Raw genomic sequence first — 20,333 nt, 5'->3', positions numbered from 1 at the left:
TTTTTACCTTTTCCCCAGACACAACACGGGGAAACGTACACAACCCACGGAAAGAATCCTTCCCCTACTTTCTGCGCCGCCCGACGGCCCTTCCGCGAGTTCCAGCACCGCTCGACGATCCTTCCGCGAGATTCTGCAGCCCCGGACCACCATTCCCCTACTTCCTGCGCGGCCGGACCCCCTTCCGCGACATTCTGCGGCCCCGCAGACCGCGAACGGCCCGGCCACCGAGCATTCGGTGACCGGGCCGTTCCCCGTCGGGGCAGATCAAATCAGGCGTGCGCCTCGTCGCGGTGCGGGAGCACCCAGTCCGGCCGGGGCCAGTGGCAGGTGTAGCCGTTGGGGTAGCGCACCAGGTAGTCCTGGTGCTCGGGCTCGGCCTCCCAGAACGGACCCGCCGGCTCGATCGTGGTGACCGCCCGACCCGGCCAGAGGCCCGAGGCGTCGACGTCGGCGATGGTGTCCCGCGCGACGCGCTCCTGCTCGGGTGTCACCGGGAAGATCGCCGAGCGGTAGCTGCTGCCGACGTCGTTGCCCTGTCGGTTCTTCGTCGTCGGATCGTGGATCTGGAAGAAGAACGCGAGGATGTCGCGGTAGCTCGTCTGCGTCGGATCGAAGACGATCTCCACCCCCTCGGCGTGCCCGGGATGATTTCGGTAGGTCGGGTGGTCGTTGCTGCCGCCGGTGTAGCCGACGCGCGTCGCGAGCACGCCGGGCTGGCGTCGAATCAGATCCTCGACGCCCCAGAAACAGCCTCCCGCGAGCACGGCGGTCTCGGTGCCGGGCTGCTCGGTGATGCGGCCGTCGTCGTTGCTTCCACTGGTCATGATGCGTTCTCCTGCGTGGTGTCGGAACTATCGGTGGTCTCGAACAGGCGGCGGTATTCGCCGTAGCCCTGCTCGTCGAGCTCGGCCACGGGGATGAACCGCAGCGACGCCGAGTTCATGCAGTACCTCTTGCCGCCTTCTGCTCGCGGTCCGTCGTCGAAGAGATGGCCGAGGTGGCTGTCGGCGTACGCCGAGCGGACCTCGGTTCGCTTCATCCACAGCGATCGGTCGGTGCGCGTCGAGACCGCGTCGTCGCTGATCGGGCGAGTGAAACTCGGCCATCCGGTGCCGCTGTCGTACTTGTCGAGCGAGCTGAACAGGGGAGCTCCGGAGACAACGTCGACATAGATGCCTGGCTCGTGGTTGTCCCAGTAGGCATTGTGGAACGCTGGCTCGGTGCCGTCCTCCTGGGTCACTCGGTACTGGTCCGCGGTGAGGGCCGCCAGTGCCTGTGGGTTCTTGCGGTAGTCGTGGGACATTGATCCTCCTTCTGATCACCGCTGGCTGCGATGTCATCTACTCCAACAGCAGCCGCGTCGGATTTGGTCCCGACGGTTCTGAGAGTCATGTGAGAGTCGAGTCGCGTGAGGGTCGAACTCGTCTCCACCCGAGCGTAGCGTCGGATTATGGCTGAGAACCTGATCGATCCCACAGTCCCGCCGTCGGGCACCGGCTGCGTTGAATGCCTCAACGCCGCCGACGGCTGGTGGTTTCATCTTCGACGCTGCGCCGCCTGCGGCCACGTCGGATGTTGCGACTCCTCCCCCGGCCAACACGCCTCGCATCACGCCGACGACACGGGGCACCCGTACATCCAGAGCCTCGAACCCGGCGAGGACTGGTTCTGGAGCTTCCCGGACTCGGCCATGGCCAGCGGCCCGGAGCTGGCTCCGCCGACGAGCCATCCCGACGACCAGACCGCACCCGGTCCGGCCGACCGCGTGCCGTCGAATTGGCAGCAACTGCTGCACGGTTGACGGCCGCTCGTCTCCCGGCGTTCAGGCCCGGGCAGGCGTCTCCGGCGGGATGGCGGCCAGCAGCTTCCGGGTGTAGTCACTCTCGGGGTGATGCAGGATCTTCGACGCCGGGCCCGTCTCGACGACCCGGCCCTTCTCCATCACGGCCACCGTGTCGCTGATCTGTTCGACGACGGCGAGGTCGTGTGCGATGAACAGGTACGTCAGCCCGCGCTCGCGCTGAAGTTCGGCGAGCAGATCGAGAACCGACGCCTGGACCGTCACGTCGAGCGAGGCCGTCGACTCGTCGAGGATCAGTAGCTCGGGGTCGGACGCGAGTGCGCGGGCGAGGCAGACACGTTGCCGCTGACCGCCGGAGAGTTCGTGCGGGTAGCGGTCGAGGAACGAATTGTCCAGACTGACGTCGTCGAGCAATTGCGTTGCGCGACTCCGCAATGCGTCCTTCCCTGACACCAGATTGTGCGCGCGTAGCGCCTCACCGATCGACGAGACGACAGTCATCCGTGGGTCGAGCGACGCGCCTGGGTCCTGGAACACCATGGCAACCCGTCGACGCAGCGCCTTCTGCTCGGCCCCGTGGACGCCGATGGCGTCGATCTCCTTGTCCTCCACAGTGATTCGTGCGCTGCCACGAACCACCGTGCCGTGGCCGGTCGTGGTCAACCCGGTGAGGACGCCTGCGATCGTCGATTTGCCCGATCCCGATTCGCCGACGATGCCGAGTGTCGTTCCGCGCGCGACGTCGAGGGTGACGTCGCTGACCGCGTGCACCACATCGCGACCGCTCGAGGTGCGTACCGCGAACCGCACGTCCAGGTCGGAGATGCTGACGAGCGGTGTTGTGGTGGAAGCTTTTTCAGACTCGAGGTCGGTGTCGCCACGATCGTCGACCTTCGACAACAGCGGACGCGACGCCAACAGCTCGCGCGTGTATTCGTGCTGCGGATGGGCGAATATCTCTGCGACGTCGCCGGTTTCGACGACCTCACCCTGTCGAAGGACGACGACGCGGTCGGCGATCCGTCCGATCACTCCGAGATCGTGGCTGATCCACACCACCGCCATGCCACGCTCGCGTTGGAGCCGCGCGACGAGGTCGATGATCTGGGCCTGCGTCGTGACGTCGAGCGCGGTGGTCGCCTCGTCGGCGACGAGGACGTCGGGATCACAGGAGAGCGCGATCGCGATCATCACGCGTTGTCGTTGACCGCCGGACAGTTGGTGCGGGTAGGCACGCAGACGACTCTCGGGGTCGGGGAGGTTGACGTCGGTCAGCAACTGCACCGCACGCTCGCGGGCTTGCGTGTGGCTCAATCCGAGGTGCCGGCGCGGACCCTCGGTCAGTTGTTGTTCGATGGTGAGCAACGGATTCAGGCTCGACGACGGGTCCTGGAACACGAATCCCACGCGCGCCCCGTGCAGCGACTGCAGAACCGCGCGGGAGGCGCCGATCACCTGTGTGCCAGCGAGAGTCGACGATCCGTCGACGTACGAGCTCGGTGCGTGGAACAGCCCAGTCGCCGACAGCACCGACAGCGACTTACCCGAACCGCTCTCGCCGACGATGCCGAGCGTTTCGCCCTTGGCCACGGCAAAGTCGATGCCGTGCACGATCTCCCGTGGACCGACGCCGACGACGAGCTGCGAGACGGAGAACACCGGGTCGGTCCGCCCCTGGTCGTCATCGTGCGCCACGGTGTCCGACGTTGCCTGTGCCGCTTCGGGAGTCGCTGTCTTCGGAGTGTGTGTGGCGGGGCGTCGACCCGCTTTACCCCGGTTCCGCAACAGAGTTCGTTGCCGAGGGTCGAGGACGTCGCGCACGCCGTCGCCGAGCAGGTTGAAGGCGAATACGGTCACGAGGATCGCCAGGCCCGGGAACACGCCCATCCACCAGGCGGTGGTGAGGAAGCCCTGGGCGTCGTACAGCATGCGCCCCCAGGAGGGTTCGGGTGGTTGCACTCCGAGTCCGAGGAACGACAGGGCCGCCTCCGACAGGATCGCGAAGGCCAACGAGATCGACGTCTGCACCACGACGGGACCCGAGATATTCGGCAGCACATGGCCGAACAGGATGCGGGGCGTCGACACCCCCATCGTCCGGGCGGCCTGCACGAACTGTGTTTCGCGGACGCGCAGGGTGTCGGCGCGTGCGACGCGGGCGAAGATCGGGATGTAGACGATGCCGATGGCGATGGTCGCCGACGTGACGCCCGGGCCGAGGATCGCGACGATCGCCAAGGCCAGCAACATCACCGGGAATGAGAAGACGACGTCGATCACCCGCATCAGCACGGTGTCAGTGATTCCGCCCGCGAACCCCGACACCATGCCGATGATCACGCCCGCGACCAACGAGATCGTCACGGCGATCACAGCGACACGCATACTCACCGCCGCCGCGAGGACCACCCGCGAGAACACGTCGCGGCCGAGGTCGTCGGTGCCGAACAGGTGCGAGAAATTGGGCGCCTGCAGCGCATTCGGCACGTCGATGTCGTTGGCGCCGTACGGGCCGATGAACGAACCGAAGATCGCCAGGATGACCATCACCAGGATGACGACGATGCCGACCACCGACGCCTTGTTGCGCAGCAGAAGTCGCCACGCCGAGTCGGTGCTGCCGGAACCTGTGGAGGTGGGTTCGCCTGCGTCGTCGAGCGCGGTCTGTGCGGTGCGTTCTGGCTCGGGTAGCTCGCTCATGACAACCGAATCCTCGGATCGATGACGGCGTAGAGGATGTCCACGATCAGATTGATGATGAGGAAGATCGCTGCGATGAGCAGGATCGCACCCTGCAGCATCGGATAGTCGCGTGCGGCAACGGAGTCGTAGACGAGTCGTCCCAGTCCTGGCCAGGCGAAGACCACTTCGACGACGATCACGCCGCCGAGCAGGCCCGCGAGCTGGATACCCGAGATGGTGAGCACCGGGACCAACGCGTTGCGGCCGATGTGCGACACCATGATTCGTCTGCGGCTGAGCCCCTTGGACTCCGCGGTGGTGACGTACGGTGCGTTGGCCACCTCGAGGACGGCCGCACGTACGTAGCGAGTCATGATGGCGCCGGTGACGACGCCGACGGTGATCGCCGGCAGCACCAGGTGCGATATCCACGGCACGAATCCGTCTGCGAGCGAACGATATCCCGATGACGGCAGCCAGCCGAGGTACGTCGAAAACAATGCGATGAGCAGAATGCCCATCCAGAAGTCGGGCACCGAGATGCCGAACTGCGACACGACGCGAATCGTGTTGTCCGCAGCGCGACCCTCGCGCAGCGCCGCCCACGTACCGAACGGAATCGCGATCACCAGCGCGACGAGAATGGCCGCGACCGCAAGTGCGATCGTCGCGGGCAATCGGTCCATCAGCATGTGCGTGACCGGTTCGTTGTTGCGGAAGCTGACGCCAAGGTCTCCGGTCGCAGCGTTGCCGATGTAGTGGACGAGTTGGGTGAACAACGGCTGATCGAGCCCCGACGCACTGCGCAGTGCCGCATAGGATTCGGGCGTGTAGCGGGTGCCCAGCGCGATCTTGACCGGATCACCGGGCACGATCTGCATCAGGAAGAACACCGCGATCGTCACGCCGATCAGCACGAGGACGGTATAGAGCAGTCGGATCAGAATGAACCTGATGAGCGGCCAACCGAAGTCGCTCATGACGCACCTCCCCTCTCGAGTCGGGCGTCGCGGAATCGGACGGCTTTGTCGGCTCGTACGGTGTAGTCGCGCACCGACTTCGAGAACGCCTGCGTGGCAGACGGATTGTAGAGATAGAGGTAGCTGACGTCGTCGGCGATCCGCGACGAGACGTCGGCGTAGATCTGTTTACGACGGCCCACGTCGACTTCGGTACGTCCGGCGTCGAGGAGCCGATCGACCTCCGGATTGGAGTACTTCTGCGAGTTCGACGTCCCGCCCGAATGATGCTGCGCGTAATAGAAGTCGTCGGGGTCGATGTTGCCGAGCCAGCCCATCAGCAACGAGTCGAATTGCCCGGCGGATTGGCGGTCGAGCCAGACACCGAAGTCGAGTTGCTCGATGGTGACCTTGATTCCGGCGTCGGCGAGATTCGACGCGATGACCTGTGCGGCCGTGACGGTTTCGGGGTACTCGGTGGAGACCATCAGACCCATCGACAACGACGAATGCCCGGCGTCACGGAGCAGCGACCGCGACTTGTCCACCGCGGCTGCCCTATCCAGACCGGCGGTGAATCGGTCGTAGGGTGTGAACCACGGGCTGGTCTTGGGAATCGCCAGTTGATTCGGTGTCGCCGTCCCGTAGCCGACCACCTGCGCGATGGATTTGCGGTCGATCGCGTAGGCCACCGCCTGCCGGACGCGTCGGTCGTCGAACGGCTTACGCGCGAAGTTCATTGCGACGTACCAGTAGTCGTTGGCGGTCACGGTTCCGACGTTGATCTCGTCATCACTGTTGAGGATGCGCAGTTGCTGCGCGGGGATGGCGTCGGTCCAGTCGACCTCGCCAGAACGCAGCGACGAGACGGCCGTCGTCCCCTGGGAGATGAAACTGAAGGCCACGCCGTCGACATGCGGTCCCCCCGACCAGTGGCCCGGATTGGCTTTGAGCACGATCGACGTTGCCGGCGAACGTGATTCGAACGAGAACGGCCCGGTGCCGATGGGACGTGTGAGGATCTGCCCCGACTCGACGTTGCGTTTGTTGACGATCGCGAGACCCTTGAAACCACCGATACTGCTGAGCAGGTTAGGACTCGGCGTGCGCGTGGTGATCACGACGTGCGCATCGTCGGGTGCCGTGATGGTGGCAACGTTGTCGAATCGCCACGACGCCGAGAGCTCACCGTCGATGATCCGCCGATAGGAGTAGACGACGTCGGATGCGGTCAGCGGCTCACCGTTGTGCCACCGAACGTTCGGGCGCAGCGTGAAAGTGTATTGCGTCTCTTCGGGATTGACCTGCCAGCTCTGCGCGAGCGCAGGGACCATCTCGAGCTTTTCGTTGGGTTCGACGAGAGTGTCGAAGACGTTCTCGAGTACCTCGAAGGAGAAGTACGCGGAGGTTTTGTGTGGATCGAGTTGATCTGGTTCACCTGCGATCGCGGCCCGAATCGTGTTGGCAGAACCAGCCAATCCCGAACCAGAGCCGGGCGAGCACGCGCTCAGCGCAGACGCTCCGAACACACCCACGCCCGCTGCGGCGCTCAGAGTGAAGAATCGACGACGGTTAAGCGGGGTAGATGAGACGGACGGAGATGACCTGCACTGCTGGCGCTCGTCGGTCATCCGATCGCGATCCCTCCCGCGCCGCGGCGACGCTGTGGTCCGTGTTGGAGTCTGCCGCGCTTACCGAATGTTCGCAAGCGTAAGGGGCGCCCCCGCGTGTCCGACGCCCCCGCTGGTCGAGCTTGTCGAGACCACCCCCGCGCAGGCATGTGGTTTCGACTCGGCTGCTCGCTACGCTCGCGGCCGGCTCAACCAGCGGAAAGGGTCGAGCCGTACACCGCTGGTCGAGCCTGTCGAGACCACCGCTCACTTCTTCTCGAGGTTCACCAGGAACTCGATGCTGCCGGTCTTCTCCACCTCGACGAAGCCCAGTGACGGTGGGGTGACGCCGAAGTCGGTCCACGTGACGGGTATCGATCCCTGCACGATCACAGATGCCCCGGATCGCTGGATATTCAGCGTCGTCGTTACTGACTTGGTCACACCCTTGATGGTGATATCTCCGGTTGCCTGAACGGCCTGCGGCTGGCCAGATTCGGGGACAGACGAAATATCCACCGGCTGAGTCAATTTCCACGTCGCGGTCGGATACTTCTCGGTGTCCATGATCGACTCACCGCGGAACCGGTTGTCGCGCATCGATTCCGGACTGGTGATGGACGCGACGTCGACCGTGATGTCGGCGTTCTCCAACTTCGACGACGCCACCGTCGCCGTGCCGGTCACAGATGTCGTGCGGCCGTTCACCATGACGGGTTGCCCACGTAGCGTCTCGTCGACTCGATATCCGGCCTGCGTTCGGGTCGCGTCGGCGGAGGGTCCGGGCACGATCGTCCATGCGCCGTCGACGCTCTCCGACGCCGCCTGCGTCGACGTCGGGAGCTTGAGTTCCTCGTCCGCGTCGCCCGCAATCCACTTGGAGTACGCCCACGGACCTGCCGCGACGACGACGATTATGAGCGCGACCAGCGTTCCGAGTCCCCACCACAGGTAGCGTCGCTTCATCGCGCAACCTCCTCGATCGTGGAGGCGTAGTCCGGGGCGGTGATCGTCTCTGGAGGTGTCATAAGGCTTACCTCACCACCGTTTTCTTACGATCACCTGAAAATTCGGACATAGTTGCATTGCAAAACGGACCGCAGTCCGGAACGTTTCTTGCGGCTAAATAGTTGCCGCACCCTGTGATCGCCCGTCGAGAATGAGCAGAGCGACGTGCAGCGAGGTGACCGACTCACCGTCAGCAAGGTCTACGCCGAGTATCTGTTCGATGCGAGAGAGCTTGGCGTACAACGACGGCCGGCTCATGTGTAGATGAGACGCGAGCGCCGACTTGTTGCCGACATGCTGCACGTAGCCGCGCAGCACGTCGAGCAGATCTCCTCCGGTGTTGATGTCGTCGAGCACCAGGTCGCGCAGTTCCGATTCGGCGAACCGCTGCAACCGAGGATCGTCGCGCAGGAGCGAGATCAATCCGCGAATTCCGATGTCCTGCACACCGAAGACGACACGCTCCGACGTCGGCATCCCGGCCGCGACCTCGGCCACCTGGGACGCCTGAAGCAGCGTGTGGATCGTCGACATCACCTGCCGTCCGGGCGCGCCCAGGCCATAAACCGCACCTGCGTGGCCAACCGTTCGCTCGACGTCGCGACGAGTGGCAGCCGCGAGAGCGTCGAGTGAGTGTTGGCGCGACCTGCCACGTGGCGTCGTCAACGCGAGCACCACCAGGACCTCTCCGGCGTCGCGCGCGGAGAAGAGTGCACTGTGTCCCTGAGCCCCGACAACCCGCACCACGACGTCGAGCAACTGCGCGGTGCGACGTCGTGTGGCGATCGGATCGTCACTGGCCGGCCAGCCGGGCACTCGCACCGAGATCGGCACGTACTCGTTGGCTTCGCGCAGGCCGAGGGCGAATGCCCGTGCCGCAACCTCACCCTCGTCTCGAATGCGTTCTTGCAGAACGTCGTCGACGAGTCCTGCCTGTGCCTGCCGCTCGATGTCGAGGCGGCCACGCTCGGCCATCCGATGCATCACGAGCGCCTGCGCGGCGCGCTCGAGCACCATCGCCGTTCGCTGCTGGTCGGCGTGCGATTCGGGAACGATCAGCCTGGCCCAGTGGTCGTCGGCGCGACCGACGTCGACGATCGTCCACAGCGCCCGCCCCGGAACATCATTCGACGCTGTGTCAGATGCATGCAGCCGCGAACGACGTTCCCAGTCATGAAGTAGCGATGCCGCCGATGCTCCAGCCGACGCCACCGCGTGATGTTGCAGGTTCTCCAATACGACGGGTGAATCTAGCAGCGCTGCAACGCTGTTCGTGATCTCTGCCGGCGACGCACGACGCATGGTGAGTTGCGTGAACGTCTCGTGAGTGCGGTGCGCGAACTCGACGGCGGCGTACTGTTCGGCAACCAGGCTGCGGTGGACCTGTTCGGTCACCTCCACGAACTTGATCTCCCGGCGCAACACTACGGCGGTCAAGCCCAACTCGACGGCCACCGGCCCGATCTCCGGCGGTATCGGGAACGAATCGTCGAACTCGGCGATCACCCCGAGCGCGCCCGCACGAGCAAGGTTCTCGAGGTACCGTCGCGGATCACGCCGTAGGGCTTCGCCCGTGGTCAGGACGAGTTCTCCGCCCTCGAGCAGGTGCCCGAGATCGCCGAGGTCGCTGACGTGCACCCACCTCACCGTGCGCTCCGCGCCGGCTGTGCTCAACACGTCGGGGAGCCCGGCACGGATCACCGGCAGATCGATGACGTCGCCGACAGTGAGAGTCATCGGAATCTCACGAAGGGGACTTTACGAGGTGTAAGAGGTCTTCGAATTTCACTGACAGAGTGTAGCGCGCCAAACCGCCTGTTCTGACCCAGAATGGAAGGTACTCGTACGACGACTCTGCCCGCCGTGGGTCGCGTGCCAAAGTCCGTTCTTGTGGAGGAGTTCTGATGACAGCGATCGTGCAGCACTGGCGTGACGGCAAAGCGTTCGCCGGGGATTCGACGGCGACCGCCCCGGTCACCAATCCGGCAACCGGCGTCGTGACCGCTGAGGTCGCGCTGGCGTCCGACGCGGATGCGCGCACCGTCATCGCCGCCGCTGCCGACGCGTTCCCCGCGTGGCGGGATACGTCGTTGGCCAAGCGCACGGCGGTGCTGTTCCGATTCCGTGAACTGCTCAACGAACGCAAGCAGGAGTTGGCGGCGATCATCACCGCCGAGCACGGCAAGGTGCTCTCCGATGCCCTCGGTGAGATCAGCCGCGGGCAGGAGGTCGTCGAATTCGCCTGCGGCATCCCACATCTCCTCAAGGGCGGCTACACCGAGAACGCCTCGACCAACGTCGACATCCACTCCGTACACCAGCCACTCGGACCCGTCGCCATCATCAGCCCGTTCAACTTCCCCGCCATGGTCCCCATGTGGTTCTTTCCCATCGCCATCGCCGCAGGCAACACCGTCGTCGTCAAGCCGTCGGAAAAGGACCCAAGCGCATCGATCTGGCTGGCCGAACTCTGGAAAGAAGCAGGCCTGCCCGACGGCGTATTCAACGTCCTGCAGGGCGACAAGACCGCCGTCGACGAACTGCTGACCAACAAGAGCATCAAGGCAGTCAGCTTCGTCGGCTCCACCCCCATCGCCCAGTACGTGTACGCCACCGGAACCGCCAACGGTAAGCGCGTCCAGGCTCTCGGCGGCGCGAAGAACCACGCCATCATCCTGCCCGACGCCGACCTCGACCTCGCCGCAGACGCCATGGTCAACGCCGGATTCGGTTCCGCAGGCGAACGCTGCATGGCGATCTCGGTGGCCGTCGCCGTCGGCGACATCGCCGACGACCTCGTCGCCAAGATCACCGAACGCGCCACCACCATCGTCACCGGCGACGGCACCACCAACGCCGACATGGGACCCCTGGTCACCAAGGCTCACCGCGACAAGGTCGCCGGCTACGTCGACGCAGGCGAAAAGGCCGGAGCCACCGTCGTTCTCGACGGCCGCACGGTCGAGGCCGATGGCGGCGCCGACGGATTCTGGCTCGGACCAACGCTTTTCGACAACGTCACCCCCGACATGAGCATCTACACCGACGAAATCTTCGGGCCGGTCCTGTCGGTCGTCCGCGTCGACACCTACGACGAAGCGCTCGACCTGATCAACAACAACCCTTACGGCAACGGCACCGCGATCTTCACCAACGACGGCGGCGCAGCCCGACGCTTCGGCAACGAAGTCGAAGTCGGCATGGTCGGCATCAACGTCCCGATCCCCGTGCCCATGGCCTACTACAGCTTCGGCGGCTGGAAAGCGTCGCTGTTCGGCGACAGCCACGCCCACGGCACCGAGGGAATACACTTCTTCACACGCACCAAAGCCATCACCACCCGCTGGCTCGACCCGAGCCACGGAGGGTTGAACCTCGGCTTCCCCCAGAACGCCTGAGCACTAACGATTTCGAAACGGATTGCTGCACATGACCATTCAATCTGAGCGAACCAGCCCCGCCATCGATCTCGATGCCGCCAAGCGGGCGTACGAGCTCGATCGCAAGCACGTCTTCCACTCGTGGTCGGCGCAGGCGAAACTCAATCCGATGACGATCACCGCCACCGAGGGGTGCTACGTGTGGGACGGCGAGGGCAATCGCCTTCTCGACTTCTCGTCGCAGATGGTCAACACCAACATCGGCCACCAGCACCCTAAGGTCGTCGCCGCGATCGCGGAGCAGGCCGCCAAGTTGTGTACCGTCGCGCCTGCACACGTCAACGATGCGCGCTCGGAGGCCGCACGGCTCATCGCCGAACGGACTCCCGGTGAGTTGAATCAGATCTTTTTCACCAACGGCGGCGCCGACGCCAACGAGCACGCGGTTCGCATGGCACGCTTGCACACGGGTCGTCGAAAAGTGTTGTCGCGCTATCGCTCTTACCACGGCGGCACCGACACCGCGGTGAACCTGACGGGCGATCCACGTCGCTGGCCCAACGACTACGGCGACGCTGGCGTCGTACATTTCTTCGGGCCGTTCCTGTACCGCTCGCGCTTCCATGCGACAACGCAGGAGCAGGAGTGTGAACGCGCTCTCGACCACCTGGAAGAGACCATCCGCATGGAAGGTCCTTCTCAGATCGCGGCGATCATCCTGGAGACCATTCCCGGCACCGCGGGCATCATGATTCCGCCGCCCGGCTACCTGCGCGGCGTGCGGGAGATCTGCGACCGCTACGGCATCGTTTTCATCGCCGACGAGGTGATGGCCGGATTCGGACGCTCGGGCAAGTGGTTCGCAATCGAGCACGGCGACGACGAGCAGGGCCCCATCGTCCCCGACCTGCTGACCTTCGCCAAGGGCGTCAACTCGGGCTACGTCCCACTCGGCGGTGTCGCGATAAGTCCGCACATCGCAGCAACTTTCGCCGAGACCCCGTACCCCGGCGGGCTGACCTACTCGGGTCACCCGCTCGCGACCGCGGCCGCTGTCGCGACGATCAACGCGATGGCCGACGAGGGAATGGTCGAGAATGCCGCACGCGTCGGCGCCGAGGTGATCGGTCCCGAGCTCGAGCGGATCGCAGCGCGGCATCCCAGCGTCGGCGAGGTACGTGGCGCAGGTGTCTTCTGGGCCGTCGAATTGGTCAAGGACTCAGAGACTCGCGAGCCACTCGCCCCCTACGGCGCTAGCAGCGATGCCATGAACAAGGTGATCGCAGCGTGCAAGTCGAGTGGAATGCTGCCGTTCGCGAACTTCAACCGCATCCACGTCTGCCCGCCATGCACCATCTCCGACGACGAGGCCCGCGAAGGACTCGCGATCCTCGACGCCGCACTGGAGGTCGCCGACGCTGCGTTGTGAGAGGCACCCCGGCGCGACGAAGCCCGGTTCCGACGCGTGTCGGAACCGGGCTTCGTCGCGTATACGGTCGATTCTCGGGTGAATTCCGCTACTGCAACAGCGGATGCATGGACTCCGCTCACGCCCGCGACAGCGCGCCCTTTGAGACGGAGCTCCGCCGCGTCGACGCCCAATAGGCCAGTGCCACAGCGACAATGCCCACGACGGCGGCAACCGCGATCGGAGTCGACGTCGACCACGCATTCACAGCGATGGCCAGCAGCGCCCACGCAAGGGTAATGGGCAGCGATGGAAGCACACTGCCGTAAAGGTAGGTGACGGTGACCGCTACGAGCGCAGCGATGATCAGGACCACGAGTTGCCAACCGACCGACGACTCGTCGGCCGCACCGCTACGTGCGATGTCTGATGCCCAGTTGACGAACACCGCAGCGGTTGCCCATCCCGCGTAGATACCGATCGTGACGCGGACGAGAGTGGTTGTCGAAGAATGGCTTTCGACCGGAAGTGCCGCGATGCGCGCGGCGTCGAGCAATGCGATGGCCATGACGGTGAGCAGGATCGAGGGCAGCCAGTCGATCGAGGCTGCCGACACGATCAACCACAGCGTCGCGGCTCCGCACGCGATGGCCAGGTCGACGGCGAGACGTTGCCCGAACTGCGTGCCGGTCTGCCGCTTTTGTACGAAGACGACGGCGGTGATGATCGACAGCACGTAAATGACGCCCCAGATCGCGAATGCGTAGCCAGCGGGGCTGATGAACAGGTCGACACCATCGTCGTTGGGCTCACCGTCGAAGAGCGCCAGTGGGAGAAACACGGCCAGTGCCTGGGTGATGGACAGGATGAGGACGGCCCACGCTACGGGTGCCGAGACTCGCGCGGATTGCTGGAGGTCGAGGGGCATATGTCCGAGTTTACGGACTGCTGGAACTCTTCGACTGCCTCACTCAGCGGCCAGTGGCATCACCCACGTCGTCGAGTCTCCACACCGACGCGGTCGGGCACAGTCCTTACCGTGAAATCCCGCCCAGTCTGGTCAGTCCGGAACCATTTGCGAGATTTCTGCGGGATTCTCGACCGGCCTACTCGTCGGGCCGATCACCACATCGCTGTGCAAGACCTGTTTTGCTCCCCCACCAGGACTCGAACCTGGAATGCCTGAACCAAAATCAGAAGTGTTGCCGATTACACCATGGGGGATTACTCGCCTAGAAGTGTGCCACAGGCACGGCTGACGATTGTGCCACGGGTGGCCGCGGCGATCTCAACCAGCACACGCCGCGCAACCGGCGCCGCGGACCCCACGCCAGACGCGGGCCGAACTGGCAGAAGCGGCTGGTGCACCAGCCGCGTTCTCCAGAACGGCCCGCGTTTGCGCGGCGCGGCTGGCCCGCGCCCGACCGACCCTCAGTCCTTCGGGCCGCCGGCGACGTAGATGACCTGGCCGGAGACGAAGCCTGCGCCCTCGGAGGCGAAGAACGAGGCGGTGTGGGCGATGTCCTCGGGCTTGCCGGTGCGGGCGACGGGGATGGCGGAGGCGTTCAGCTTCTTGAACTCCTCGAAGTCCATGCCGACGCGGGCAGCGGTCGCCGCTGTCATGTCGGTCTCGATGAAGCCGGGGGCGATCGCGTTGGCGGTCACGCCGAACTTGCCCAGCTCGATCGCCAGAGTCTTGGTGAAGCCCTGCATACCCGCCTTGGCTGCGGAGTAGTTGGCCTGGCCGCGGTTGCCCAGAGCGGAGGTCGACGACAGGTTCACGATGCGGCCCCAACCGGCGTCGACCATGTACTTCTGGCATGCGCGGCTCATCAGGAAGGCGCCGCGCAGGTGCACGCCCATGACGGCGTCCCAGTCGTCGACGCTCATCTTGAACAGCAGGTTGTCGCGCAGGATGCCCGCGTTGTTCACCAGCACCGTCGGTGCGCCGAGCTCGGCGGCGACCTTCTCGACGGCCGCGTTGACCGACGCCTCGTCGGAGACGTCTGCGCCGACGGCGATCGCCTTGCCGCCTGCGTCGTTGATCGCCTTGGCGGTGTCGGCTGCGGCCTCCTCGGTGATGTCGAGAACGGCGACGGCCAGACCGTCGTCGGCGAGGCGCTTGGCCACCGCCGCGCCGATGCCCCGACCCGATCCGGTCACGATTGCTGTCTTCTGAGTGCTCATGCGAACTCCTCCATTGCGTGTACGTCTCCTGTGACGTGCGTCCCCTCGGTTCTATCAGTCGCCGTTCGGGTGGCCATCACCACCTGCACCCCGGCCACTACCTGCACTGACGCTTCTGCGTCGTCAACGAGTCAGTAGTATCGGTCCGTCGCCACGCCGGACGCGGTCAGTCGGTGCGCGCGGCGCGCAGTCGTCGAATCCCGGAGGTGGACATGACAGAGAAGTCAGCAGCGACAGCCGTGATCGTCCTCGCCGCAGGCGCGGGCACTCGGATGAAGTCCAAGACGCCGAAGATCCTGCACGCCATCGGCGGACGCTCACTCGTCGGTCACGTGCTGCACGGTGCGGCGTCGGCTTCCGCCGATCAACTCGTCGCCGTCGTCGGCCACGAACGCGAACGCGTCACTGCGGCCGTCAATGAGATCGCCGATGAGCTCGGCACCGAGGTTGTTGTGGCCGTGCAGGATTCGCCCGCCGGGACAGGCGACGCAGCGCGTGCAGGTCTGACCGCACTCCCCGACGACTTCGCAGGCACCGTGATCGTGACCGCCGCCGACATCCCGCTCCTCGATGGCCAGACGATCGAGGATCTCGTCGCCACACACACCGCCGGCGAGGGCGCAGCAGTCACGCTGACCGGGTTCATCGCCGACGAACCGACCGGTTACGGACGCATCATCCGCACCAACGACGGATCGGTGCAGGCAATCGTCGAGGAGAAGGACGCAACCGACGCGCAGCGCGCGATCACCGAGGTCAACGCGGGTATCTACGCTTTCGACGCCGACGCGTTGCGAACCGCGCTGCAACAGCTCTCCACCGACAACGCGCAGGGCGAGTTCTACCTGACCGACGTCATCGAGATTGCACGTACGGCGGGCAAGACCGTCCGCGCGCACATCGTCGACGACCCGCTCGTCGTCGCCGGCTGCAACGACCGCGCACAGCTGTCCGCACTCGGCGCCGCGCTCAACGCGACGATCGTGCGACGTCACCAGCTCACGGGCGTCACCGTCGTCGATCCGGCAAGCACGTGGATCGACGTCGACGTGGAGATCGAGTCCGACGTCCGGATCGAACCCGGTACCCAGCTGCACGGTCGCACCCGCATCGCCGAGGATGCCGTCGTCGGCCCCGACACCACGCTGACCGACGTCGTGGTCGGACGCGGCGCGTCGGTGATCCGCACCCACGGCTCCGAGGCAACCATCGGCGACGACGCGTCGGTCGGTCCGTTCGCATTCTTGCGGCCGGGCACCGAATTGGGTGCGCGGGGCAAGATCGGCACCTTCGTCGAGACCAAGAAAGCGAGCATCGGCGCAGGTAGCAAGGTTCCGCACCTCACCTATGTCGGCGACGCGACGATCGGCGAGGAGTCCAACATCGGGGCGTCGAGCGTCTTCGTCAACTACGACGGCGTGAACAAGCACCAGACGGTGATCGGGTCGCATTGCCGGACGGGTTCGGACAACATGTTCGTCGCTCCGGTGCAGGTCGGTGACGGCGCCTATACCGGGGCAGGTACGGTCATTCGGGACGATGTCCCGCCCGGCGCCCTCGCGGTCTCGTCGGGTCCACAACGCAACATCGACGGTTGGGTACCCCGCAAACGCCCCGATACGGCTGCCGCACGCGCAGCGATCGAGGCAGGCGCGGCCGATACTCAGCCCGAACAGCCCGGCTCCTAGCCACGTGACCCGCTGGCAGAGCCACCCACCGGCCGACGATCGAGTAGAAGAGTTTCCATGACCTGGACCACCGACAACCAGAAGAACCTGATGCTGTTCTCGGGGCGTGCACACCCCGACCTCGCGCAGGCTGTCGCCGACGAACTCGGCATCAAGCTGACACCGCAGACCGCGCGGAACTTCGCCAACGGCGAGATCTTCGTTCGCTACGAGGAGTCGGTGCGCGGTTCGGATGCGTTCGTGATCCAGAGCTGCCCCGCCCCGCTCAACGAGTGGGTGATGGAGGCGCTGATCATGATCGACGCGCTCAAGCGTGGCTCGGCCAAGCGCATCAGCGTGATCCTGCCTTTCTACCCGTACGCACGTCAGGACAAGAAGGCCCGCGGCCGTGAACCGATCTCGGCCCGCCTCATCGCCGACCTGATGAAGACCGCAGGCGCCGACCGCATCATCTCGGTCGACCTGCACACCGATCAGATCCAGGGCTTCTTCGACGGCCCCGTCGACCACATGCACGCTCAGGGACAGCTTTCCGACTACGTCCGCGGCAAGTACGGCATCGAGAACCTCGTCGTCGTCTCGCCGGATTCGGGTCGTGTGCGCGTGGCCGAGAAGTGGTCGGACGCACTCGGCGGCGCGCCGGTCGCGTTCATCCACAAGACCCGTGACCCGATGGTCGCCAACCAGATCGTCGCGCACCGCGTCGTCGGTGAGGTCGAAGGCCGCACCTGCGTGGTCATCGACGACATGATCGACACCGGCGGCACCATCGTCGGCGCGGTCTCGAAGCTGAAGGAAGCGGGCGCGGGCGACGTCATCATCGCCACGACGCACGCGGTCTTCTCCGATCCGGCCGCCGAGCGCCTCGCCAACTCCGAGGCCGACGAGGTCATCGTGACCGACACGCTCCCGATCCCGCAGGAGAAGCGCTTCGACAAGCTGACCGTGATCTCGATCGCCCCGCTGCTGGCACAGACCATCCGCGAGGTGTTCGAACACGGTTCGGTGACAAGCCTTTTCGACGGCAACGCCTGATCTCGACCAGCTCGATCAACGAACCATGTTGACGACCACCGCCGCCCGACGCGATTGGGCGGCGGTGGTGTCGCTTGGGCTCGGTGTGTTCACCATCACCACCACCGAGATCATGCCCATTGGATTACTCCGTCCGATGGCCACCGACCTCGACGTCTCCGAGGGCACCATCGGCCTCACGGTCACGTTCTTCGCGTTCGTGGCCGCGATCAGTGCACCCACCCTCTCCACGGCGACACGACGCCTCGACCGTCGCCCGATCCTGCTCGCGGTGATGGCCGCCTTCGTCGTCGGGAACACGCTCACCGCACTCGCCGTGAATTACACGATGCTGGTGGCGGTCCGCATGGCGATCGGCGTCGCCCTCGGGTTGATGTGGGCGATCGTCGCCGCAACCGCGGTGCGTCTGGTGCCGCCGAACGCTGCCGTCCGCGCAACCACGATCGCGTTCTCAGGGGTGTCGCTGGCGTCGGTGCTCGGCATGCCCGTCGGCACTGTGATCGGGCAGGCGTTCGGCTGGCGGGCCGCGTACTGGACACTCGCCGGATTGAGCGCGGTGACCCTGACCGCCCTGGCCGTACTGCTGAGATCGGTGCCCGGCGACAGCGAGACGATCGGGCTTCGCGGACTCCCCCGCTTGCTGCGGATGCGCAATCTCCGAACGACCCTCATCGTGACCGCGCTGCTGATCACCGGCGCCTACGCCGCCTACACCTACGTCACACCGTTCATCGTGGAGATCATTGGAATCGACGCCGACCTGGTCGGCGTCGTCCTGCTGGTGATGGGCGTGGCAGGGGTCGCGGGCAACTTCACGGCCGGGGCGTTCCTGACCCGGACGCAGTCGGTGCGGTGGTCGCTGGCGGCGATCATCGCAGTCCTCGCGGGTGCACTGATACTCACGCCCGTCGCGAGTCTGTGGCTTCCCGCGGCTCTCGTCGGACTCCTCGTCTGGGCCGCCGGATACGCCGCTGCCCCGATCGGCCTGCAGACGACGGTGTTCCGCGTGGCGCCCGCCTACCGGGAATCGGCGACGACGCTGTACTCCACGACGTTCAATTTCTCGATCGGTGTCGGAGCTCTGCTCGGTGCCCTCGCGATCGAGCGCGGCGGCGCGCTCGCACCCGTCATCGTGGGAGCCGTGTGCGCGACGGTCGCGCTTGCCGTCGCACTCACCCTCCCCACGCGCGTGAGCCCCGACGATCCGGCCGCAGTGCCTGGGTAAGGTTGCCGCCATGAACACTGGGCGCGAGGCGACTGGCAACACCGAGACCGCGACGATCTACCACAACCCGAAGTGCTCGACCTCCCGCAAAGCCCTACAGCGCCTCCGCGACGAGGGTGTCGAGCCGACGATCGTGAAGTACGTCGACGAGCCGTACACCCGCGAGCAACTCGAGAAGCTCTTCGCCGATGCCGGCGTCACGGTTCGCCAGGCCGCACGCAAGCGCGAGGCGCTCTACAAGGAACTCGACCTCGACGCCGCGTCGGATGAGAAACTGCTCGACGAGATGGTCGCGCACCCGATCCTCGTCGAACGTCCGTTTGTGGTGACCGACAAGGGAACTCGCCTCGCTCGCCCACTCGACAAGCTCGACGAGATCCTCTGACCGCTCAGAACAGCAGCGGTCCGACGGTATTCGCCAGCCCGCGCGCGGCGTCGGTGAGTGAGCAGATCGCCTCGAGCCTGCTCGACACCCCGCCGATCATCACCGCACCGCGGACCGCACCGTCGACGTCGTAGATCGGCACGGCGAGATGGGCGTGGTGCACCACCAGTTCACCGTCGTCGACCGCGACGTCGGTGCGTCGGATCTCGGCGATCTGCTCCTCGAGCCGCGCCAGGTCGATGATCGTGGCGGGCGTGACGGGTTGCAGCGGCATCTCCAGCGCGTCGCGCCACTGCGACAGCGACGCGAGCAGCAGTTTGCCCGCGGCCGACGCGTGCAGATACCGCATGAGCTCGCCGACGCCGTCGAGCGGATGGTCGGGGTCGGCGTCGAGGACGCGCACCGAGGCGGGCCTGAAGTAGAGCAGATGGACGGCGAAGCGTACCGAGCCCCGGAAGTCGTCGAGGCGCTCGGCCGCGCGAGCAGGGACGGGCGGCGTGGCGACCCCGTCGACGAAGGAGGCGAGACGGGTGCCGATCGCGAAACCACGCAAATCGGCTGTCCGCACCAGGAACTCGTCGGCGACGAGACTGTTGAGCAGGCGGTAGGTGCTCGCGGACGGGAGGTCGAGGCGCTCGGCGATGTCGCGGGCCGTCGTACCGATGCCGAGGTCTGCGACGGTCTCGATGATCTGCAGCGCGCGCACCACCGAATCCGATTTCGGCGCACGACCTATCGCCATCTCGCCCCCTCACCCCGGTTCGACGACCGATTCCCTCCCCTGCTCACCGCAGCGTCGCCGTGGTCAGGATGTCGGCGCTCGTCGTCGCATCGAAGACACCGACACCGGCGAGCAGTCGAGGACTGCGCCGCGCGACGAACAGCACGAGCGCCGTCACCACGACCATCGACGCGACGTAGACGACGCCGAGAACCCGACCGTGTCCGACGCCGGTGCCGAA

General features: G+C 65.6%; 17 protein-coding genes and 1 tRNA gene. 7 read left to right on the top strand and 11 right to left on the bottom strand.

The window, feature by feature from the left end; translation table 11 throughout:
• Positions 1-272: 272 nt before the first annotated feature.
• Both msrA and msrB read right to left on the bottom strand, forming a co-directional pair.
• Positions 273-827 (bottom strand): peptide-methionine (S)-S-oxide reductase MsrA, encoded by a 555-nt coding sequence (gene msrA / locus A5777_RS18765; protein ID WP_064863805.1) that lies wholly within the window; start codon positions 825-827, stop codon positions 273-275.
• Positions 824-1,306 (bottom strand): peptide-methionine (R)-S-oxide reductase MsrB, encoded by a 483-nt coding sequence (msrB, locus tag A5777_RS18760; protein ID WP_064863804.1) that lies wholly within the window; start codon positions 1,304-1,306, stop codon positions 824-826. The genes msrA and msrB overlap by 4 nt, the downstream gene beginning before the upstream one ends.
• A 147-nt stretch (positions 1,307-1,453) precedes the next feature.
• Here msrB and A5777_RS18755 point away from each other — a divergent pair, with 147 nt between their 5' ends.
• On the top strand, positions 1,454-1,804 hold the full coding sequence (locus A5777_RS18755; RefSeq protein ID WP_064863803.1) for a UBP-type zinc finger domain-containing protein: 351 nt from the start codon (positions 1,454-1,456) through the stop codon (positions 1,802-1,804).
• A 21-nt stretch (positions 1,805-1,825) separates the two neighbouring features.
• Here A5777_RS18755 and A5777_RS18750 read toward each other — a convergent pair whose 3' ends face one another.
• From A5777_RS18750 to A5777_RS18730, 5 genes are all read right to left on the bottom strand, one after another.
• Entirely contained in the window at positions 1,826-4,504 is a 2,679-nt protein-coding gene (locus A5777_RS18750; protein WP_064863802.1) for an ABC transporter ATP-binding protein/permease, read from the bottom strand.
• On the bottom strand, positions 4,501-5,466 hold the full coding sequence (locus A5777_RS18745) for an ABC transporter permease (protein WP_064863801.1): 966 nt from the start codon (positions 5,464-5,466) through the stop codon (positions 4,501-4,503). Before A5777_RS18745 ends, A5777_RS18750 begins: the two co-directional genes overlap by 4 nt.
• Positions 5,463-7,076 (bottom strand): ABC transporter substrate-binding protein, encoded by a 1,614-nt coding sequence (locus A5777_RS18740; protein WP_064863800.1) that lies wholly within the window; start codon positions 7,074-7,076, stop codon positions 5,463-5,465. The genes A5777_RS18745 and A5777_RS18740 overlap by 4 nt, the downstream gene beginning before the upstream one ends.
• A gap of 246 nt (positions 7,077-7,322) precedes the next feature.
• Positions 7,323-8,021, bottom strand: coding sequence for a YceI family protein (locus A5777_RS18735; protein ID WP_064863799.1), 699 nt, complete (start codon positions 8,019-8,021; stop codon positions 7,323-7,325).
• Positions 8,022-8,177: 156 nt separating this feature from the next.
• Positions 8,178-9,800: a PucR family transcriptional regulator gene (locus A5777_RS18730; RefSeq protein WP_064863798.1), complete on the bottom strand. Its 1,623-nt coding sequence runs from the start codon at positions 9,798-9,800 to the stop codon at positions 8,178-8,180.
• Between the two features lie 167 nt (positions 9,801-9,967).
• Between A5777_RS18730 and A5777_RS18725 the strand changes: the two genes are divergently transcribed.
• A complete protein-coding gene (locus tag A5777_RS18725; RefSeq protein ID WP_064863797.1) occupies positions 9,968-11,461 on the top strand; it encodes a CoA-acylating methylmalonate-semialdehyde dehydrogenase in 1,494 nt (497 codons plus the stop codon).
• A gap of 31 nt (positions 11,462-11,492) precedes the next feature.
• Entirely contained in the window at positions 11,493-12,872 is a 1,380-nt protein-coding gene (locus A5777_RS18720; protein ID WP_064863796.1) for an aspartate aminotransferase family protein, read from the top strand.
• 118 nt (positions 12,873-12,990) lie between these two features.
• On the opposite strand, the gene A5777_RS18715 is transcribed toward A5777_RS18720, so the two are convergent.
• The 3 genes from A5777_RS18715 to fabG form a co-directional block, all read right to left on the bottom strand.
• Positions 12,991-13,779 carry a hypothetical protein gene (locus A5777_RS18715; protein WP_064863795.1) on the bottom strand — a complete coding sequence of 263 codons (789 nt, stop codon included), beginning with the start codon at positions 13,777-13,779 and terminating at the stop codon, positions 12,991-12,993.
• A 224-nt stretch (positions 13,780-14,003) separates the two neighbouring features.
• A tRNA-Gln gene (locus tag A5777_RS18710) sits at positions 14,004-14,075 on the bottom strand.
• 207 nt (positions 14,076-14,282) lie between these two features.
• On the bottom strand, positions 14,283-15,038 hold the full coding sequence (fabG, locus tag A5777_RS18705; protein ID WP_064863794.1) for a 3-oxoacyl-ACP reductase FabG: 756 nt from the start codon (positions 15,036-15,038) through the stop codon (positions 14,283-14,285).
• Positions 15,039-15,250: 212 nt separating this feature from the next.
• Here fabG and glmU point away from each other — a divergent pair, with 212 nt between their 5' ends.
• From glmU to arsC, 4 genes are read left to right on the top strand one after another with little or no spacing between them, the layout of a single operon-like run.
• Positions 15,251-16,726: a bifunctional UDP-N-acetylglucosamine diphosphorylase/glucosamine-1-phosphate N-acetyltransferase GlmU gene (glmU, locus tag A5777_RS18700; protein WP_064863793.1), complete on the top strand. Its 1,476-nt coding sequence runs from the start codon at positions 15,251-15,253 to the stop codon at positions 16,724-16,726.
• A 57-nt stretch (positions 16,727-16,783) separates the two neighbouring features.
• A complete protein-coding gene (locus tag A5777_RS18695) occupies positions 16,784-17,761 on the top strand; it encodes a ribose-phosphate diphosphokinase (protein ID WP_005207219.1) in 978 nt (325 codons plus the stop codon).
• Positions 17,762-17,786: 25 nt separating this feature from the next.
• A complete protein-coding gene (locus tag A5777_RS18690; RefSeq protein ID WP_005207218.1) occupies positions 17,787-18,986 on the top strand; it encodes an MFS transporter in 1,200 nt (399 codons plus the stop codon).
• A 10-nt stretch (positions 18,987-18,996) separates the two neighbouring features.
• Positions 18,997-19,371 carry an arsenate reductase (glutaredoxin) gene (gene arsC / locus A5777_RS18685; protein WP_005207217.1) on the top strand — a complete coding sequence of 125 codons (375 nt, stop codon included), beginning with the start codon at positions 18,997-18,999 and terminating at the stop codon, positions 19,369-19,371.
• Positions 19,372-19,375: 4 nt separating this feature from the next.
• On the opposite strand, the gene A5777_RS18680 is transcribed toward arsC, so the two are convergent.
• Positions 19,376-20,113: an IclR family transcriptional regulator gene (locus A5777_RS18680; protein ID WP_064863792.1), complete on the bottom strand. Its 738-nt coding sequence runs from the start codon at positions 20,111-20,113 to the stop codon at positions 19,376-19,378.
• Positions 20,114-20,333 lie beyond the last annotated feature (220 nt).

It is taken from the genome of Gordonia sp. 852002-10350_SCH5691597, assembly GCF_001665715.1.
Lineage (GTDB): Bacteria > Actinomycetota > Actinomycetes > Mycobacteriales > Mycobacteriaceae > Gordonia > Gordonia sputi.
Note: the sequence above shows the minus strand (reverse complement) of the source record. Positions and strands in the feature narration are given on the sequence as shown.

Coding starts and splice junctions, on each gene's coding strand:
- msrA (WP_064863805.1), bottom strand. CDS start 827: ATGACCAGTGGAAGCAACGACGACGGCCGCATCACCGAGCAGCCCGGC.
- msrB (WP_064863804.1), bottom strand. CDS start 1,306: ATGTCCCACGACTACCGCAAGAACCCACAGGCACTGGCGGCCCTCACC.
- A5777_RS18755 (WP_064863803.1), top strand. CDS start 1,454: ATGGCTGAGAACCTGATCGATCCCACAGTCCCGCCGTCGGGCACCGGC.
- A5777_RS18750 (WP_064863802.1), bottom strand. CDS start 4,504: ATGAGCGAGCTACCCGAGCCAGAACGCACCGCACAGACCGCGCTCGAC.
- A5777_RS18745 (WP_064863801.1), bottom strand. CDS start 5,466: ATGAGCGACTTCGGTTGGCCGCTCATCAGGTTCATTCTGATCCGACTG.
- A5777_RS18740 (WP_064863800.1), bottom strand. CDS start 7,076: ATGACCGACGAGCGCCAGCAGTGCAGGTCATCTCCGTCCGTCTCATCT.
- A5777_RS18735 (WP_064863799.1), bottom strand. CDS start 8,021: ATGAAGCGACGCTACCTGTGGTGGGGACTCGGAACGCTGGTCGCGCTC.
- A5777_RS18730 (WP_064863798.1), bottom strand. CDS start 9,800: ATGACTCTCACTGTCGGCGACGTCATCGATCTGCCGGTGATCCGTGCC.
- A5777_RS18725 (WP_064863797.1), top strand. CDS start 9,968: ATGACAGCGATCGTGCAGCACTGGCGTGACGGCAAAGCGTTCGCCGGG.
- A5777_RS18720 (WP_064863796.1), top strand. CDS start 11,493: ATGACCATTCAATCTGAGCGAACCAGCCCCGCCATCGATCTCGATGCC.
- A5777_RS18715 (WP_064863795.1), bottom strand. CDS start 13,779: ATGCCCCTCGACCTCCAGCAATCCGCGCGAGTCTCGGCACCCGTAGCG.
- fabG (WP_064863794.1), bottom strand. CDS start 15,038: ATGAGCACTCAGAAGACAGCAATCGTGACCGGATCGGGTCGGGGCATC.
- glmU (WP_064863793.1), top strand. CDS start 15,251: ATGACAGAGAAGTCAGCAGCGACAGCCGTGATCGTCCTCGCCGCAGGC.
- A5777_RS18695 (WP_005207219.1), top strand. CDS start 16,784: ATGACCTGGACCACCGACAACCAGAAGAACCTGATGCTGTTCTCGGGG.
- A5777_RS18690 (WP_005207218.1), top strand. CDS start 17,787: ATGTTGACGACCACCGCCGCCCGACGCGATTGGGCGGCGGTGGTGTCG.
- arsC (WP_005207217.1), top strand. CDS start 18,997: ATGAACACTGGGCGCGAGGCGACTGGCAACACCGAGACCGCGACGATC.
- A5777_RS18680 (WP_064863792.1), bottom strand. CDS start 20,113: ATGGCGATAGGTCGTGCGCCGAAATCGGATTCGGTGGTGCGCGCGCTG.